The following is a 15612-nucleotide window of genomic DNA, read 5'->3' as shown; positions in this document are numbered from 1 at the left end:
CCCTCAGCCCACGCCCCAGCCGCCGGTGTCCGGGAAGGGAACCGGCGGGGCCGGGGCCGTGGTGACCGTAGACGGCGCCGTCAGCCCCTCGGGCAGCGGCGGCGCGTCCGCCGGGGTTGGCAGAAGACGGGCGGCCTTCGCCCACCAGCGCGGCTGCGCCGCTTGGATCGACCGGACGGCGGCGGCGGCCTGCTCCGCATCCGCATAGAGGCCGAAGCAGGTCGCCCCGCTGCCCGACAGGCGGGCCAGCAGGCAACCGCCGGTGCCCTCCAGCGCCGCCAGCACCCCGGCGATCACCGGGGCGACGGTCAAAGCCGGTGCGGTCAGGTCGTTGCGCCGCTCCGCCAGCAGCGCGGCCAGCGCCGCGGCGTCGGCGGGGGCCTCGGTGAAGCGGGCCGGGGCCGAGAAGGAGCCACCGGAAGCGCCCTTGCGCGCCTTGAACACGGCGGGGGTCGGCACCGGTACGCCGGGGTTGACCAGCACCGCGAAGGTCTCCGGCAGGGCCGGCGCCTCCTCCAGCACTTCCCCCACGCCGCCGAAATAGCAGCTCCGCCCGGCGACGCAGACCGGCACGTCGGCGCCCAGCGACGCCGCGACCTCGTAGAGCCGCCGGTCGGCCACCGGCACGCCCCACAGCCGGGCCAGGGCGCGCAGCGTCGCCGCCGCGTCCGCCGAGCCGCCGCCAATCCCGGAGGCGATGGGCAGGACCTTCTCCAGCGTGATCATCGCGTCGGCCTCGCGCCCCAGCCGGGCGGCCAGCGCGTGGGCGGCCCGGATGACGAGGTTGTTCGCCGCATTCTCCCCCATCAAGGCCGGGCCGAAGGGGCCGGAGATGGCCAGCCGCGGCCCGACCGGCGGCAGGTCCACCCCGCGCAGCGCGATCCGCGCCACGCCCGGCTGCACCGTCACCCGGTCCGCCACGTCGGCGAAGGCGACGAGGCTGTCCAACTCGTGATAGCCGTCGTCCCGGCGGCCCACCACATGCAGATAGAGGTTCAGCTTGGCCGGCGCGGCCTCGGCGATGGCGCTCATGGTCGGGTCCCCCGAAACGAAAAGCCCTTCTTCCCGGCAGGGGGAAGAAGGGCTTTATGCGGCATGGGTGCGGCGAGCGCCAGAGCCTATGCAGGCGCCGCTTACTGAAGCTTCGGCGCGGCGGCCTCGGCGGCCTTGGGGTCCACCAGACCCTTGTCAAGCTTGGCCCGGATGTCCTCCTTCTGCGGCTCCTCCTCCGCGGTGCGGAGCGCGCGGGTCCATTGGAAGCGGGCCTCGTTGCGGCGCCCGACGCGCCAGTAGGCGTCGCCGAGATGGTCGTTGATGGTGGCGTCGGTCGGCTTCAACTCCACCGCGCGCTCCAGCTTCTCCACCGCCCCTTCGAAATCGCCGGTGCGGTAGAGCGCCCAGCCCAGGCTGTCGACGATGTAGCCGTCCTTGGGGCGCAGGGCGACGGCTTTCTCGATCATCTTTTTAGCCTCCTCCAGGTTCAGCCCGCGGTCGACGTAGCTGTAACCCAGATAATTCAGCAGGAAGGCCTCGTCCGGCTTCAGCGCCAGCGCCGCCCGCAGGTCGCGCTCGGCGTCCGGCCAACGGTCCACCTTGTCGTAGGACATGGCGCGGGCGTAGAGCACCGCCCAATGCCGCTCCTCCGGCGTGCCGATGCGCTCCAGCGCCTTGCTGTAGCTGTCGGCGGCCTCGCCGTAACGCTTGGCGACGCGGTACAGGTCGCCGAGCCGGATCAGCGCGTCGGTGCGCTCCGGACGCTCGGCGGACAGGGCGGAGAAGGCGGCGATGGCGTCGTCGGTGCGCTCCAGCCGGGCGAGGCTCTCGGCGGCGCGCAGGCGGGCGGTCCAGCCCAGCACCGGGTCCTTCTCCAGCGCCTGGAACTCGACCAGCGCGTCGGCGTGGTGGTCGCGGTTCTCCATGATGTCGCCGATCATCAGCCGCGCCAGGGACAGGTCGGGGCGCAGGTGAAGGGCGATCCGCCCGAACAGCAGGGCGGTCTCCTCCGCCCCCTCGTGATGGATGGCGCTGCCCAGGTCGAACAAGGCCTCCGCCAGCCCCTGCTTGGCGTCGGACACCACCGGGGCGGCGGCCTTGCCCTCGTCCAGCGCCTTCAGCGCCGGTTCGACCATCAGGCTGTCGGGATTGCCGGCGCGGAAGGACTCGTACAACTTGCGGGCCTCGTCCTTGCGGCCGGTGCGCTCGTAGAAGCTGCCGACGATCTGGATGACGCGCAGCGGCGCCTCCTTGTCGATCACACGGGCGAAACGCTCCCCGGCGGCGTCCTTGCGCCCGCCCAACTCCAGCACCAGACCGGCGTGCAGGTCGTGCAGGGCGGCGAAGCCGCTGGCGGTGGAAAGCGGCTCCAGCGCCTTCAGCGCCGCGTCGGTCTTGCCCTCCGCGGCGGCCAGCCAGGCGTCGATCAGCGGGCCGATGTACTTCGCCATGCCTTCCTTGGGCATGCGCGCGGCCATGGCCTTGGCTTCCTTCAGCTTGCCGCGGGCCAGATTGTCGGAGGCCAGCAGGGCGATGGCCATCTGCGGGTCGTTGTCCTGCTCCAGCAGCCGCTTGGCGAGGTCGATGGCGGCGTCGAACTGCCCTTCGCCCAGCTTCAGCAGATAGGTGCGGCGCAGCAGGGTCAGGTCGCCGGGGTCGGCGGACAGGGCGTGCGCCATGAACAGGGCGGCGGCGGCCCAATCGTCCTGGCGCTGGGCGAAGCGCCCGGCCAGATAGCTGCCGGTCGCCGAGGTCAGCGACGGACGCTCCGTCGTTGCCGGGGCCGCGGCGGCGGCGTGGCCGGCCGGCAGGAGGCCCGCCGTGGAAAGGAGCAAGGCACCGAGCGCCGTCCGGCCAAACCGGGTCCGCCCAAATCGGAATGTCATCATGCCGCGTCCACCTGCACGCCTACGGAGTCCGGATCAGGAAAGCCTGAAACTCGATTCCTCAGTCTAACACCAACCGCGCGCAAGGGTTAACCACGCTGCGGCCCGAACCATCGCATGTCTCGGCCGCCCGTCGCCGTCAACGCCACTCGGCGGCGACCCGCCCGATGATCTCCGGGCGGAGGACGTCCAGCGCATGGGCGTCCATGTGGGCCGCCAGCGACTCCGGCATGTCCGGCGACAGGGCCGCCCCCTCCACCCGCCAGCGGGCCATCCAGGACAAGGTGCGCAGCCAGGTCAGCCGGCGCAAGGGCCGGCGCCACGGGCGCACCGCCTCGGCCAGCGCGGGTGGCACCGCCGCCTCCCAGGCCGCGTGGAACGCCGCGACCTCGTCCGGCGCCAGCACCGCCGCGACCTCCCGCTCCCACTTGGTGGAGCTGTAGAGGCTGGCATGGGCGAGGTCGATGGCCGGGTGGCCGTACTGGGCCTTCTCCAGATCGGTGAACCATGCCTTGCCGACGGCGTCGATCAGGAAGTTGCCGGGGTGGACGTCGCTGCCGACCAGCGTGATGGGGATCGGCGCCGCGCAGCGGAAGGCGCGGGCGTCGTCGAGTTCCCGCTCCAGCAGGGCGAGGACGTCCGGCGTCAGCCCGGCGCGCTCGAACCACACCGCCTGCCGCTCCACCTGGGCCAGGGTCGCCGCCACCGGGTCGGCGGGGGCGGGCAGGGGGGCACGCTCGCTTTCCGGCGGCAGGGGCAGGGCGTGCAGGGCGGCGAGTGCCCGCGCGATGGCCGGCATGTCGGCCGGCAGGCGCGGCGGGCGGCCGACGATCTCCGTCACCACCAGCGCGCCCATGGGCAGCTCCGGCCCCGGCGGCAGGACGGCGGCCAGTTCCGGCGTGTGGCCGCCGGGGGCGGCGCGGCGGAAGGCGGTGGCCTGCTGCTCCAGATTGGCGAAGGGGTCGAGCCCGAGCTGGCTCCAGCGCGGGACGCGGGCGACCAGGCCCTTTCCCGCCAGCCGCACATGGTCGTGCGCCACGCCCCGGCGCGGCATCGGTTCCAGAGCGCCGCGGGGCAAACCGGCGAAGGCCGGCAGCCGCGTCAGGGCGCCGTGAAGACCGGCGGTGCCAGTCAAACCTGAGGTGCCAGTCACACCTGAGGTGGCAGTCACACCTGAGGTGGCAGTCACACCTGATGCTCGCGCAGGCGCGGCATCAGTTCGACGAGGTTGCAGGGGCGATGCCGGTTGTCGAGCTGGAAGACCAGGATGTCGTCCCAGGCGTCGCGGCAGGCGCTGGGCGAACCCGGCAGGGCGAAGATGTAGGTGCCGTTGGCGACCCCGCCGGTCGCCCGGCTCTGGATCGTCGAGGTGCCGACCTTGGCGTAGCTGAGCTGGCGGAACAGCTCCCCGAAGCCGGGGATCGGCTTGTCGAACAGCGCCTCCACCGCCTCCGGGGTCACGTCGCGGCCGGTGACGCCGGTGCCGCCGGTGGTCAGCACCACGTCGATCTCCGGATCGGCGATCCAGGCCTGGACCTGGGCGCGGATGGCGGCGACGTCGTCCTTCACGATGGCGCGGGCGCCCAGCCGATGGCCGGTGCCGGTCAGCCGCTCCGCCAGCGCGTCGCCCGAGCGGTCGTCGGCCAGCGTGCGCGTGTCGGACACGGTCATGACGGCGATGTTGACGGGCAGGAACGGGCGGGATTCGTCAATTTTCGGCATCGGCGGATTCGGCGTGTTGCGCGACCTGGGTGGACCGGGCCGCCGGGAAGACATCCACCGGCATATAGACCGGCCAGCCGCCCGCCGCAACGGCGTCCAGCGATTCGATTTCCTGCCCCAGCCGCAGCCGGTAGATCCAGAAGTTGGCGACGACCTTCTCGACGTAGTTCCGCGTCTCGGCGTAGGGCAGGCTCTCGATGAAGAGAAGCGGGTCGTTGCCGATGTCCGACAGCTCCCGCCGCCAGCGCGCCAGCGTGCCGGGACCGGCGTTGTAGGCGGCGGCCAGCAGGAACAGGTTGTTGCCGATGTCCTGGCTGTTCAACAGCTCCGCCATGTAGCGCTGCCCAAGCTCCATGTTGGTGGATGGGTCGAACAGCCCGGCGCGGGCGGCGTCGGCCTCGCCGATGTCGGCGTTGCGCTCCTGCACATGCTGGGCGGTGGCCGGCATGATCTGCATCAGGCCGGTGGCCCCGGCGGAGCTGACCAGCCGCGGGTCGAAGCGCGATTCCTGCCGCATCACCGCGAAGACCAGCGCCCGGTCCACGGCGAAGCCGTCGCGCGGCTTCCAGTGCGGCACCGGGTAGAGGGCCGCCGTGTAGGGCGCGCCGTCCGGACCGGCCACCGCGTTGCCGACCTGGAGAGCCAGCCCCGGCAAACCGGCGCGGTCGGCCAGAGCCACCAACGCCTGCTCGGCCAGCGCGTCGCCGCGCGGGTGGATGCGGCGCAGCTCCAGCTCCGCCGCTTCGCGCTGGCCGGCCTGGATCAGGGCGATGGCGCGGGTGCCGCCGGGCAGGGCGGACAGCGCCTTCAGATGGTCCCCGGTCAGCTCCGGCGTGCGCCAGTTCAGGTCGCCCGAACCGCCCAGCTTGCGGTGGGCGAGCAGGCCATAGAAGGTGTGCGGATAGCGCGCCGCGGCGGCCAGATGGGCGCGGGCCTGGTCCTCGCGGCCCCGGCGGGCGTGGGCGCGGGCGGCCCAGAAGCCGGCGGCGGAGGCCAGCCAGGGCGACTGCGGGCCGGCCTCGGCCAGATTGGTGAAGTGGCGGGCGGCGCGGTCATACTGCTTCAGCCGCCAGGCGGCGAGGCCGGCGATCCAATGCGCCTCCGTCAGCGCCGGACCGGATCGGGCGGCACTGGCCGAGGCCAGCGACAGCGCCTGCGTCACGTCGCCGGAGTAATAGAGCGAGGCGGCGATCCGCGCCCGCGCCTGGTCATACTGCACCGAGTCGAGGCTGCGCCCAAAGTCGTCCTGGTTGAGCAGGGCGAGCGCCGCCCCCGGTTTGCCGGCGCGCAGCAGGTCGGTCACCCGGGACGGGGTGGTGTGGTTGGTGCGGCTGGCGGTTCGGCTGCGCGGGGCGACGGAGATCCTGGTCTTGTCCTCGGCGGCCTCGGCGCTCTTGTCCGGGTCGCCCTGCTCCTCGTCTGAGATGCTTTCCGGCAGCGGTTCGGGGCGCAGGCCGCCCAGCCGCTCCAGCGATCCGGTCAGCCGCTCCCCGTCGCTGCCGCGCGGCGGCTTCAGGGCGCGCTGCTGGCCGGCGGGGGCGCGCCGCTGGGCCAGCGCGTGGATGCGTTCCGCGCCCGGCAGGTCGCCGTAGCGCTGGAGCCAGCCGGCCAGCTCGTCGTAGCCGGCCTTGCGGTCGGGGTGCAGATAGCGCTGGCGCAGCACATGGCCCATCAGGCGGCGGTCGCGCAGCAGGCGGATTTCCCAATCGGCGCCTTCCCACTCGCCCCGTTCCTGGAGGGCGAAGATGCGCCGGTAATGGCGGGCATCCTCTTCCGTCAGCTGGACGGCGCGCGCGTCGGCGTCCGTCGCCAGAAGCAGGTTCTGCTCGGCACGATCGAATCCCGGCGGGACGACGGGTCGTCCATCCGGCGCGTGGATCACAAGGCCGGCCTGGGCCGGACGATAACCGCCCGTCGGGTCGGGTGCTGCGCACAGCGCCAGCGCCACCCCCGCCATTCCCAGGACCTTCCGCCGCAGCGAGACGGTATTTGCTGCGCTGCACAATATCCGGAACATGGTATTCGAATAACCGCAGTGGACGGGAATCGCAAGAAGATGATTCCCCAACAGCGGTCAAGCTCGTCCGTTCGTAAGGATTTTCAGCAACTTAGTGGGGGTAGAAAAATGGCCCTAGCCCGGTGGGAAGACCCATTTGGCATAAGGTCATGGGACTTTCTGTGCCGATTGGCGCAACGGCATAGCGGAGACTTGGTAAACCAACCCGATCTTTCGAAGTACTTGAGTAATGTTTGGAATGTCTAGGGATGTCGAATGTTCGAACGACCGCGCAAGAAAAGACGCAATAAGAGGAGCATTTTAGAAATCAGCGCCGTTAACCATCGCTGTGGCGGGTTTGCCCCCTCCCCTGCGTCAGCGGGGGAGGGCTGGGGTGGGGGCAAAACGACTCTTGCGGTGACTCAACCCGGAAAGCGCTGGCGCAGGGTCAGCAGGTCGCGCCACGCCTCGCGCTTGGCGATGGGGTTGCGCAGCAGATAGGCCGGGTGAAGCATCGGAATGACCGGCAGCGGGCCGGGCAGGCCGGGGGAGGCGTAGTCGAACCAGCGGCCGCGCAGGCGGGTGATGCCCTCCGCCCGGTTGAGCAGCGTCTTGGCGGAGGTGCCGCCCAGCGGCACGAGCACCTTCGGCCCGATCAGCTCGACGTGCCGCTCCAGGAAGGGCAGGCAGGCGGCGATCTCCGCCTGGGTCGGCGAGCGGTTGCCGGGCGGGCGCCAGGGCAGGATGTTGCTGATGTAGACCGTGCTGCGATCGAGCCCCACCTGGGCCAGCATGCGGTCGAGCAGCTTGCCGCTGACCCCGACGAAGGGCTTGCCCTGCCGGTCCTCGTCCTCGCCCGGCGCCTCGCCGATCAGCATGATGTCCGCGGCGGGGTTGCCGTCCGCGAAGACCGTGTTCATCGCCGTCGCCTTCAGCGGGCAGCCGTCGAAGGCGCGCAAGGCCGTTTCCAACTCCTCCAGGCTGCGCGCCTCGGCGGCGCGGGCGCGGGCGCTCGCCCCGGCCTCGCTGGCGCCCAGCGGCAGGTCCGCCGTGACGGGCGCACCGAACATCGACGCGCCGGACGGACCCCCGAACGCCGACCGCGACGCCGGCGCCGGGGCGGGGCGCGCCGCGGCGGGCGGCAGCGCGGACGCCCCGGCCGGCGCACGCGCCACCGCCGGCCGAGCGGCCAGCAACGCCCAGTCCAAAGGCTCGTCCCCGATCGCTTCGTCGCACCCGATGTCGACGTGCCAGCGCAGGGCGGCGAGGATGTCGGATTGGTCAATCATCGTTTGACCTTACCACGGGTCCTGTGGTCTTACATGGGCTTAGATATCCTTTTTGGCGGGTGCGAAAGGCATACGCCGTTCCGAAAGCCGCCGGACCCTGCGGAAATGGCCCCGGCGCTTCAATCAAGCGGGAGGCATGGGGACCATGGATCGCGATCCGCGCGAGGTGATGGAGTACGACGTTCTTGTCGTCGGAGCCGGCCCGTCGGGCCTGAGCGCGGCCATCCGCCTGAAACAGCTCGCCAACGAGGCGGGGCAGGAACTGTCGGTCTGCGTCGTCGAGAAGGGCTCGGAGGTCGGCGCCCACCTGCTCTCCGGCGCGGTGTTCGAGCCGCACGCGCTCGACGAGCTGATCCCCGACTGGAAGGAGAAGGGCGCGCCGCTCACCACCCCGGCGCGCGAGGACCGCTTCCTCTTCCTCACCGAGACCAAGGCGCTGAAGTCGCCCTTCGCCCCGCCGCAGATGCACAATCACGGCAACTACATCATCAGCCTGGGCAACCTCGCCCGCTGGATGGCCGGGCAGGCCGAGGAGCTGGGCGTCGAGATCTACCCCGGCTTCGCCGCGGCGGAGGTGCTCTACGACGACAGCGGTGCGGTCAAGGGGGTCGCCACCGGCGACATGGGCATCGGCAAGGACGGCGAGAAGACCGCCAACTACACGCCGGGCATGGAGTTGCACGCCAAGCAGACCATCTTCGCCGAGGGCTGCCGTGGCTCGCTGACCAAGACGCTGTTCGAGCGCTTCGACCTGCGCCGCGACGCCGATCCCCAGACCTACGGCATCGGCATCAAGGAGCTGTGGGAGGTCGATCCCGCCAAGTCGCAGCCCGGCCTGATCGTCCACACCATCGGCTGGCCGATGGACCCCAAGACCTACGGCGGCTCCTGGCTCTACCACATGGAGGGCAACCTGGTGTCGGTCGGCTTCGTGGTCGGTCTCGACTACGAAAACCCGCACCTGTCGCCCTTCGAGGAGTTCCAGCGCTACAAGACCCACCCGGCGATCCGCCCGACCTTCGAGGGCGGGCGGCGCATCGCCTACGGCGCGCGGGCGCTCAGCGAGGGCGGGTTCCAGTCGATCCCCAAGCTGACCTTCCCCGGCGGTCTGATCGTCGGCGACGCGGCGGGCTTCCTCAACGTGCCCAAGATCAAGGGCAACCACACCGCGATGAAGTCGGGCATGCTGGCGGCCGAAGCGGTGTTTGAGCTGCTGTCCGCCGAAGCGCCGGCGCGCGAGGCGGTGGCCTATCCGGAGAAGCTGAAGGCGTCCTGGGTGTGGTCGGAACTGCACGCGGTGCGCAACATCCGCCCCGGCTTCCAGAAGGGTCTGTGGGCGGGTCTGGCCAACGCGGCCTACGAGACGGCGACCAAGGGCAAGTCGCCCTGGACGCTGCACCACCGGCACGGCGACCACGAGACGCTGAAGAAGGCGTCGGAGATGCCGAAGATCGCCTATCCCAAACCCGACGGGGTGGTGTCGTTCGACCGTCTGTCCTCGGTGTATCTGTCGAACACCAACCACGAGGAGGACCAGCCGGCCCACCTGACGCTGAAGGACGCGTCGGTGCCGATCGCGGTCAATCTGGCGCTCTACGACGCGCCGGAGACGCGCTATTGCCCGGCGGGCGTGTACGAGATCGTGCGGGCGGAAGACGGCCGCGACCCGCGGCTGCAGATCAACGCGCAGAACTGCGTGCACTGCAAGACCTGCGACATCAAGGACCCCACCCAGAACATCAACTGGGTCGTCCCCGAGGGCGGCGGCGGGCCGAACTATCCGGGCGGGATGTAAGGACCGCCCCGGCCGCCCCTCTACCGCCGGGGGCCGAAGCGCTTGCGCGGGGCGCCGCGGAAACCGGCCTTGGGCGGCGGCTCGCGCCGCTGCCCGGCGGACCGCGCCCCGCGCGTGGCGAGCAGCTCGGCCAGACGCCGGCTGATCTCGCCGCGGCGGCCACGAACCGCCTCCCGCTCCGGGAACAGGGGCGGGAACTTGCGCGCCGCCCAGTAATACAGGTCGCAGGCCCGCGACAGCCCCTCCAGCGCCGCCCCGTCCAGCCCGTCCAACCGCGCCGGGACGAAGCGCCCGAGGGGAGACGGTTCCCCGGCCTCCACCGCGCCGAGGATGGCGGCAAGGATGCGGGCCTCCGCCTCGTCCTCCAGATCGGCGGGGACCAGCAGCAGGTCGAGCTTGGCCGGCAGGCTCAGCCGCCGCTCGTCCAGCATCACCGCCAGCCGCCGCATTCCGGACAGGTCGCCCACCCGGTAGGGCGACCCCGCCGTGCGGGCGTCGGCGAAGCAATCCAGCAGCAGGACCGTCTCCTCCGTCCCGATGTGCTCGGCCAGACGGGCCAGCATGGCGCGGGTCGGCCGCACGGTCAGCGGGGCGTCGGCGCGCAGCCGGCCGTCCGCCTTCTCCAGCAGAGTGCGCAGGGCCTGCGGCGTGCCCCGCCCGACCACGCCGAACTCCCCCGACTCGAACTTGCCGAAGCGCCCGGCGCGGCCGGCGATCTGCTTGACCTCCGTCGCGCTCAGCGGGCGGACGCTGGTCCCGTCGAACTTTTCCAGCGCAGTGAACAGCACGCGGCGGCAGGGCAGGTTCAACCCCATGCCGATGGCGTCGGTCGCCACCACCACGTCGGCCTCGCCGGACAGGAAGCGCGCCGCCTCGCGCCGCCGCACCTCCGGGGCCAGCGCGCCGTAGACCGCGGCGACCGACAGGCCCTTGGCGCGCAGCGTGTCGCGCACGGCATGGATCTCCCGTCGGGAAAAGGCGATCAGCGCGTCGCCGGGCTCCACCTCCTCCCAGTTCAGGCGGCGGTCGATCAGGGTCAGCGGCACCTTGCGCTCCAGCTCGATCACCTCCAGCCGCTCGCCGAGATGGGCCGCCACCCGCTCGACCAGCGGACGGGCCTCCGGGGCGCCCAGGATGTAGACGGTCTCCGCCGGCGCGCCCATCAGCGCCGCCGTCCAGGCCCATCCGCGATCGGGATCGGCGAGCATCTGGATTTCGTCGATCACCGCCACCTCCACCGGGCGGTCGGGGTCCATCACCTCGATGGTCGAGGCGGTGTGGCGGGCGCCCGGCGTCGCAATCGCCTCCTCGCCGGTCAGCAGGGAGGCGGGCGTGCCCTCGGCGTTCAGCCGCTCCATCACCTCCAGCGCCAGCAGGCGCAGCGGCGCCAGATAAATGCCGTCATAGGCACCCTTCAGCGCCTCGATGGCGTGGTGGGTCTTGCCGGAGTTGGTCGGGCCGATCACCAGCACCAGCCGCCGTCCCAGCCCGCGGGCCACCGGGAACAGCTTCTCGAAGCGGGCGAGGTCGAAGTGCCGGTCGACATAGGCGCGGCCGCGCGCCTCCGCCCGCTCGCGGCGCCAGACGGCGAACTCGCGGTCCCAGCGCTCCAGCAACTCGTCCACCCCGTGGCGGTTGCGGGCGGCGCGGGACAGCCGGTCGGCCAGCGACGCGAAGGTCCAGCCGTCATCCGCGCCGTCCGCCTCCCCGGCGTAGCGGTGCAGCCGGGCGGCGGCGCGCGACAGCGCGTCCTCCAGAGCTGTAGCCAGCGCCGGGTCGCCCTCCAGCCGCAGGGCCAGATCGTCGTCCGTCAGGTCAGCCAGTTCCATGGCGTCGAGCACGCGCGACACCTGGAGCCGCACCGGGGCGGGCAGGCCGGGCCAGGGCAGGTCCTCGCTGCGCACCGCCCGGACCCGCGTGCGGTCGTCCGCCGGGTGCAGGCTGGTCGACCAGCCCTCCAGCGCGCGGCGCCCCTGGGCGAGCAGGGCGTTGCGCCGCCGCGCGCGGTCGAGCGTGCCCTGGATTTCCAGCAACACCGCCTCGCGGCGCTCCACCGGGACCAGCAGGTCGCGCTTGCCCTTGGGCAGCGGCAGGCCGAGCGGCACCAGGCCCAGCCCCTCGCCATGGGCCACCCGAGCCACGCCCGCCGCGGCGGCGGACACCACGTCGGGGTGGGCGCTGGCCAGCTCGTGCACCAGATGCGGGTCGGCGGGCTCGCCATCTCCGGACGGGGCGGCGTTGGAAGTGTCGGGGGAGGTCATGTGCATAGGGCGTGGTCTCTGGAGAACTTTTCACAAATTCGCACTGGCGGTCCGTGGCCATCCATGTCATGAGCCACGTCCCGCAGGGGCAGTCCCGGCCCCGAGGCAGGCATCAAGCCATGACCAGACCGCTCCGCGCAAAGATTCTCCGACCCGACCTCGATCCGGCCGCCCGCAAGGGCGCCAGCGGGGAGAACCGCTGCCGCTGCTGCGGGCGGCCCGGCGGCGCCGTTGTGCGCTGCCTGCCGGACGGGCGCTGGTACGACGCCGCCGACCAGACCTGGCGCGACGGGCGCGGGCGGCGGGCGGCCTGGCCCGACGTGGTGGAGTATGCGGAGACCCGCGACGTGCAGGTCGTCGTCCGCCCGGTCCGCCCCTCCGGCAACCCGGAGGCCCGCCCGAAGAATCTCTGCCGCCGCTGCCACATGCAGGAGGAGGCGCTGCGCAACGCCATCCGCTCCCGCATCCGGGCGCGGATGCGCCGCGCGCTGGGCGACCTGTTCCTCGGCGACTATTCGGCGCCCGGCATCCTGGAGCGCGCGATGGCGCTCTACCGCCGCAAGCCCTGACCCTTAACTGACCCTCAAGGGGTCGCTACACGGGCTCCTGCGGCTCGCCGGGCATGGGCGGGGCCTCCACCGGTTCGTCCGGCGGGGCGTCGGGCGGCAGCGGCATGGGGATCGGAACGTCGGGTTCCTGCCGGGGCGGCGGGTAGGGGCTCATGTCCGGTCTCCGGTGATGGGGCGGGGTTGCCCTGTGGAAACACCGCCCCGCCGCATTCGCTCCGTTGGTTTCTCCACCGGTGCGGCGCATGACCAAAATCAAAGCGGCGGCCCGGCTCATCGCGGACAATGCCCGCGAAAGGATCGCCCGCCCATGCCCCGAAGTTTCATTCTCGCTCCGCTTGCCAAGACCCAGGCCGATCAGGCGCTGCCCGTCGTCCAGACCCTGCACCGTGACATGACGCTGGACGAGTGGCGGCAGGTGGCCGCCCTGTTCCTGCAGGACGGCGGCGATGGCGGGGTGATGGCCTGCGAGATGAGCGACGGCCACATCCGCGGCCTGTTCTGCTACCGAGTCAGCGCCGAAGGGATGATCCGCGTGCTGACGGTGCCGATCTTCATCGCGGTGGGGCTGTTCGACGCGGCGGTGACCTCGGCGGCGCAGGCCGACGGCATCGACCTGCTGGCGCGCAAGCTGGGCTGTTCGACGGTGGTGGTGGACGAGCGCGGCTGCGTCGTCGCGGCGACCGCGCCGAAGCTCGACGCCGCGGGCCTGTTCAGCCGGCTGGGCTACCGCCGGGTCGGGCAGGCCTTCGTGAAGGACGTGGCCGCGGGGTTCGGCGGCGAGGGCTATCCGGTGGCGGGCCGGGCCTGAAACGGAATGGAACGCGGGATCAGGCGGCGGCTTCGAGCACCGCCGGATTCTCGATGCGGATGCGGTCGTTGGTCAGGCGGGTGATCGCCCCGGCACCCTCCAGCTTGCGCAGCACGCGCGACAGCGTTTCGGGGCGCAGGCCGAGATAGGCGCCGATGTCCACCTTCGGCATGGGAAGGAAGACGCTGGGCGTGCCGTCGGCCAGGGGCCGCGACCGCCGCGACAAGGCGAGGAGGAAGCTGGACACCCGCTCCACCGCCGTCTTGCAACCGAGCAGCAGGATCTGGTCCTGCGCCGCCGACAGCTCGACCGAGGTCATGGCGAGCAGCCGCCCCTGGACCGCCGGGTGCCGCTCCATCAGGCGGCGCAGCGCCGTCCGCGACATCCGGCAGACGGTGGAGGCGGTGACCGTCTCCGCGGTGTAGGCGTAGCCCGTGCCCACGGCCAGCCCGATCACGTCGCCCGCGGTGGCGAAGCCGGTGATCTGCTGCCGGCCGTCCGGCAGGGTCTTGTAGAGCTTCAGCATGCCCGACATGACGGTGAAGACGGCCTCGGCCTCTTCCCCCTCCATCACCACCGGGGTCGCCGACAGCAGGTCCAGCGGGCGGGACGACGTCGACAGGGTCGGCAGATCCCCAGCGGCCAGGGCTCCGCACAGGCCCTTGCTCCGCGCCGAGCAGCCGGCGCAGCGGCCGGTCACCGTCTCCGCCGACCGCGGCTGCGGGGCGGGCATCGGCGGCGGAACGACGGCTGCGGTGGTGGTGGCGGCGACGGAGAAGGTCATGGCTGTACCTCTGGGCTGTCTCGCTTCGGCGCCATGGAGCGGCGCGCTCGCTTCGGACGTCCGGCCCAGACCAAAGCATCAGACTAAGGTCTTGGAACCGAGCCAAAGGTATGAGTTGTGACCAGGAGCCGCCCTGATCTGGATCAACCGGACCCGGGATCGATAGGTGACGGGGCGACCGGACAAGGCAACGGCCCGGAGGATGGTCCGGGCCGTGAGGCATGTTTTCGCTGAGGTTCAGAGGGTCCGGCCGGGCCGTCCGCGCGGCGGGAAGCGGCTGGAGGTGGCGCGCATGGTGCCGTCCGCCATCGGTATGGCCCCGGACTCCGCATCCTCCTCGTCGCCGCGGGGGCGGCGGGACTCGCGGTCCGTCACCCGCGCCGCCTCGGCGCGGGAGATCGAGGATTCCAGTTCGCGGATGCGCGCCTGCAGGCTGCCGACGACCGCAGCACCCGCCTGACGGGACTTGAACTGTTCGAGATCCTGCTTCAGGCGGAGCAGCTGACTTTTCTGTTCCGGGAGGCTCGGCCCGTCGCGGCGCTTCGTCACGCGATAGACTTTTTCGTCGAATCGGTTCACTGCGTTTCTCCTGTCTGCTCTTAAGCAGATTGGGTCGACGCGCCGCTGCACCATCGTTCGAATGGGATAGGCCCTGGATTTCCACCGCTGGTGGCAGCGGAAGCGGCCTCCTTCCGGCGGTCAGGGCATCCGTTCGTTGACGCTCCGCTCGGCGGCGACCGCAGCGGCCAGGGCGTCGCGGTAGCGGCGCAGCCGCGCGTAGGTCGGCCAGGCCATGCCGACCAGCGGGTCGCACCAGTGGACCAGCACCATCAGCCCCATCCCGGCGAATCCGCCGATCAGCGTGCCGGAGAGCAGGCCGGGCAAGGCGCCCAGGATCCAGGGATCGGACAGCCGCCCGGCGTCGTAGGCCTGCATCCCGGCCATCCCCAGCGTGGCCGCCAGGGCCAGCAGGATCCCGACACGGCCCGGCGCGTACCAGATCCGCAAATCCTCCCGAGTCAGCCCGTAATCCTCGGGCACCGGTCGCGCCATGGCGTCCGAGGCGCCGCCCGGGCGCGCGTCGCCATCCCGGGACGTGCCGGTTACCTCGACCGGGGTTCCGCCCCCTTCGATCACCCGCCAACGCCGCCGTGGGCAGCCGCCATCGTCTTCCAGCCGTTCCATCGCGCGATATTGCGCGGGCGGAGGGGATTCGGCAACGGCGCTGTTGCGCGGTGCTCTCGCCCGGAGATTCAGCCGGGGCGGCCTGCCGCCGATCCCGTACCGGCCGCCGGCCGGAAACCGCCATCGGACAGCATGGCCTCGCAGTCCGCCTCCTGGGCATACTTCACGATGCTGCCGTCCGCCAACCGCAAATCATAGATCGTGCCCCTGAGCGTGGTGTAGGAGTTGGGTCGCTCATTTGGTCTCCGGCTGGTCTGGCCGGGATTGTCAGGCAGCCACGTCGGGCAGGCTGACGAGGGGATCATCGCCGAGCGGGGCGATGGT

14 protein-coding genes and 1 pseudogene are annotated in these 15612 nt (G+C 71.6%); 3 read left to right on the top strand and 12 right to left on the bottom strand.

Translation table 11 applies throughout. The features are described 5' to 3' along the window. Nucleotides 1-3 precede the first annotated feature (3 nt). The 6 genes from DS837_RS20865 to DS837_RS20840 form a co-directional block, all read right to left on the bottom strand. Nucleotides 4-1032 carry a 4-(cytidine 5'-diphospho)-2-C-methyl-D-erythritol kinase gene (locus DS837_RS20865; RefSeq protein ID WP_149166510.1) on the bottom strand — a complete coding sequence of 343 codons (1029 nt, stop codon included), beginning with the start codon at nucleotides 1030-1032 and terminating at the stop codon, nucleotides 4-6. A gap of 101 nt (nucleotides 1033-1133) precedes the next feature. Next, nucleotides 1134-2828, bottom strand: coding sequence for a tetratricopeptide repeat protein (locus DS837_RS20860; RefSeq protein WP_247890051.1), 1695 nt, complete (start codon nucleotides 2826-2828; stop codon nucleotides 1134-1136). 190 nt (nucleotides 2829-3018) lie between these two features. Next, complete coding sequence (locus DS837_RS20855; RefSeq protein WP_149166509.1) at nucleotides 3019-4014, bottom strand: aminoglycoside phosphotransferase family protein; 996 nt, start codon at nucleotides 4012-4014, stop codon at nucleotides 3019-3021. A 50-nt stretch (nucleotides 4015-4064) separates the two neighbouring features. After that, nucleotides 4065-4601: a molybdenum cofactor biosynthesis protein B gene (moaB, locus tag DS837_RS20850; RefSeq protein WP_149166508.1), complete on the bottom strand. Its 537-nt coding sequence runs from the start codon at nucleotides 4599-4601 to the stop codon at nucleotides 4065-4067. After that, entirely contained in the window at nucleotides 4588-6558 is a 1971-nt protein-coding gene (locus DS837_RS20845; protein WP_149166507.1) for a lytic transglycosylase domain-containing protein, read from the bottom strand. The genes moaB and DS837_RS20845 overlap by 14 nt, the downstream gene beginning before the upstream one ends. A 461-nt stretch (nucleotides 6559-7019) precedes the next feature. Further along, on the bottom strand, nucleotides 7020-7886 hold the full coding sequence (locus tag DS837_RS20840) for a uracil-DNA glycosylase (RefSeq protein ID WP_149166506.1): 867 nt from the start codon (nucleotides 7884-7886) through the stop codon (nucleotides 7020-7022). A gap of 145 nt (nucleotides 7887-8031) precedes the next feature. On the opposite strand from DS837_RS20840, the gene DS837_RS20835 reads away from it, so the two are divergent. Continuing rightward, the gene (locus tag DS837_RS20835; RefSeq protein ID WP_149166505.1) at nucleotides 8032-9681 is read left to right on the top strand and encodes an electron transfer flavoprotein-ubiquinone oxidoreductase; all 1650 of its coding nucleotides are present in this window, start codon (nucleotides 8032-8034) and stop codon (nucleotides 9679-9681) included. Between the two features lie 20 nt (nucleotides 9682-9701). On the opposite strand, the gene DS837_RS20830 is transcribed toward DS837_RS20835, so the two are convergent. Further along, nucleotides 9702-11948 (bottom strand): helicase-related protein, encoded by a 2247-nt coding sequence (locus tag DS837_RS20830; protein ID WP_247890050.1) that lies wholly within the window; start codon nucleotides 11946-11948, stop codon nucleotides 9702-9704. A gap of 113 nt (nucleotides 11949-12061) precedes the next feature. Between DS837_RS20830 and DS837_RS32795 the strand changes: the two genes are divergently transcribed. Beyond that, complete coding sequence (locus tag DS837_RS32795) at nucleotides 12062-12511, top strand: hypothetical protein (RefSeq protein ID WP_247889694.1); 450 nt, start codon at nucleotides 12062-12064, stop codon at nucleotides 12509-12511. 25 nt (nucleotides 12512-12536) lie between these two features. Here the strand turns inward: DS837_RS32795 and DS837_RS33130 are convergent, their stop codons facing one another. Further along, nucleotides 12537-12665, bottom strand: a complete 129-nt coding sequence (locus DS837_RS33130) for a hypothetical protein (protein WP_014197696.1) — start codon at nucleotides 12663-12665, stop codon at nucleotides 12537-12539. A 153-nt stretch (nucleotides 12666-12818) separates the two neighbouring features. On the opposite strand from DS837_RS33130, the gene DS837_RS20820 reads away from it, so the two are divergent. After that, nucleotides 12819-13319, top strand: coding sequence for a hypothetical protein (locus DS837_RS20820; RefSeq protein WP_149166504.1), 501 nt, complete (start codon nucleotides 12819-12821; stop codon nucleotides 13317-13319). Nucleotides 13320-13338: 19 nt separating this feature from the next. Here the strand turns inward: DS837_RS20820 and DS837_RS20815 are convergent, their stop codons facing one another. From DS837_RS20815 to DS837_RS32410, 4 genes and pseudogenes are all read right to left on the bottom strand, one after another. Beyond that, nucleotides 13339-14103, bottom strand: coding sequence for a Crp/Fnr family transcriptional regulator (locus DS837_RS20815; protein ID WP_149166503.1), 765 nt, complete (start codon nucleotides 14101-14103; stop codon nucleotides 13339-13341). Between the two features lie 237 nt (nucleotides 14104-14340). Then, nucleotides 14341-14682 (bottom strand): Gas vesicle protein V, encoded by a 342-nt coding sequence (locus DS837_RS20810; RefSeq protein WP_149166502.1) that lies wholly within the window; start codon nucleotides 14680-14682, stop codon nucleotides 14341-14343. Between the two features lie 120 nt (nucleotides 14683-14802). Beyond that, entirely contained in the window at nucleotides 14803-15288 is a 486-nt protein-coding gene (locus DS837_RS32415; RefSeq protein ID WP_211102365.1) for a hypothetical protein, read from the bottom strand. Between the two features lie 68 nt (nucleotides 15289-15356). Continuing rightward, a pseudogene (locus tag DS837_RS32410) lies at nucleotides 15357-15612 on the bottom strand (hypothetical protein); the annotation flags it as partial.

This window comes from Azospirillum brasilense (assembly GCF_008365405.1).
Taxonomy (GTDB): Bacteria; Pseudomonadota; Alphaproteobacteria; order Azospirillales; family Azospirillaceae; genus Azospirillum; species Azospirillum brasilense_D.
Note: the sequence above shows the minus strand (reverse complement) of the source record. Positions and strands in the feature narration are given on the sequence as shown.

Coding starts and splice junctions, on each gene's coding strand:
- DS837_RS20865 (WP_149166510.1), bottom strand. CDS start 1,032: ATGAGCGCCATCGCCGAGGCCGCGCCGGCCAAGCTGAACCTCTATCTG.
- moaB (WP_149166508.1), bottom strand. CDS start 4,601: ATGCCGAAAATTGACGAATCCCGCCCGTTCCTGCCCGTCAACATCGCC.
- DS837_RS20845 (WP_149166507.1), bottom strand. CDS start 6,558: ATGGCGGGGGTGGCGCTGGCGCTGTGCGCAGCACCCGACCCGACGGGC.
- DS837_RS20840 (WP_149166506.1), bottom strand. CDS start 7,886: ATGATTGACCAATCCGACATCCTCGCCGCCCTGCGCTGGCACGTCGAC.
- DS837_RS20835 (WP_149166505.1), top strand. CDS start 8,032: ATGGATCGCGATCCGCGCGAGGTGATGGAGTACGACGTTCTTGTCGTC.
- DS837_RS20830 (WP_247890050.1), bottom strand. CDS start 11,948: ATGCACATGACCTCCCCCGACACTTCCAACGCCGCCCCGTCCGGAGAT.
- DS837_RS32795 (WP_247889694.1), top strand. CDS start 12,062: ATGACCAGACCGCTCCGCGCAAAGATTCTCCGACCCGACCTCGATCCG.
- DS837_RS33130 (WP_014197696.1), bottom strand. CDS start 12,665: ATGAGCCCCTACCCGCCGCCCCGGCAGGAACCCGACGTTCCGATCCCC.
- DS837_RS20820 (WP_149166504.1), top strand. CDS start 12,819: ATGCCCCGAAGTTTCATTCTCGCTCCGCTTGCCAAGACCCAGGCCGAT.
- DS837_RS20815 (WP_149166503.1), bottom strand. CDS start 14,103: ATGACCTTCTCCGTCGCCGCCACCACCACCGCAGCCGTCGTTCCGCCG.
- DS837_RS32415 (WP_211102365.1), bottom strand. CDS start 15,288: ATGGAACGGCTGGAAGACGATGGCGGCTGCCCACGGCGGCGTTGGCGG.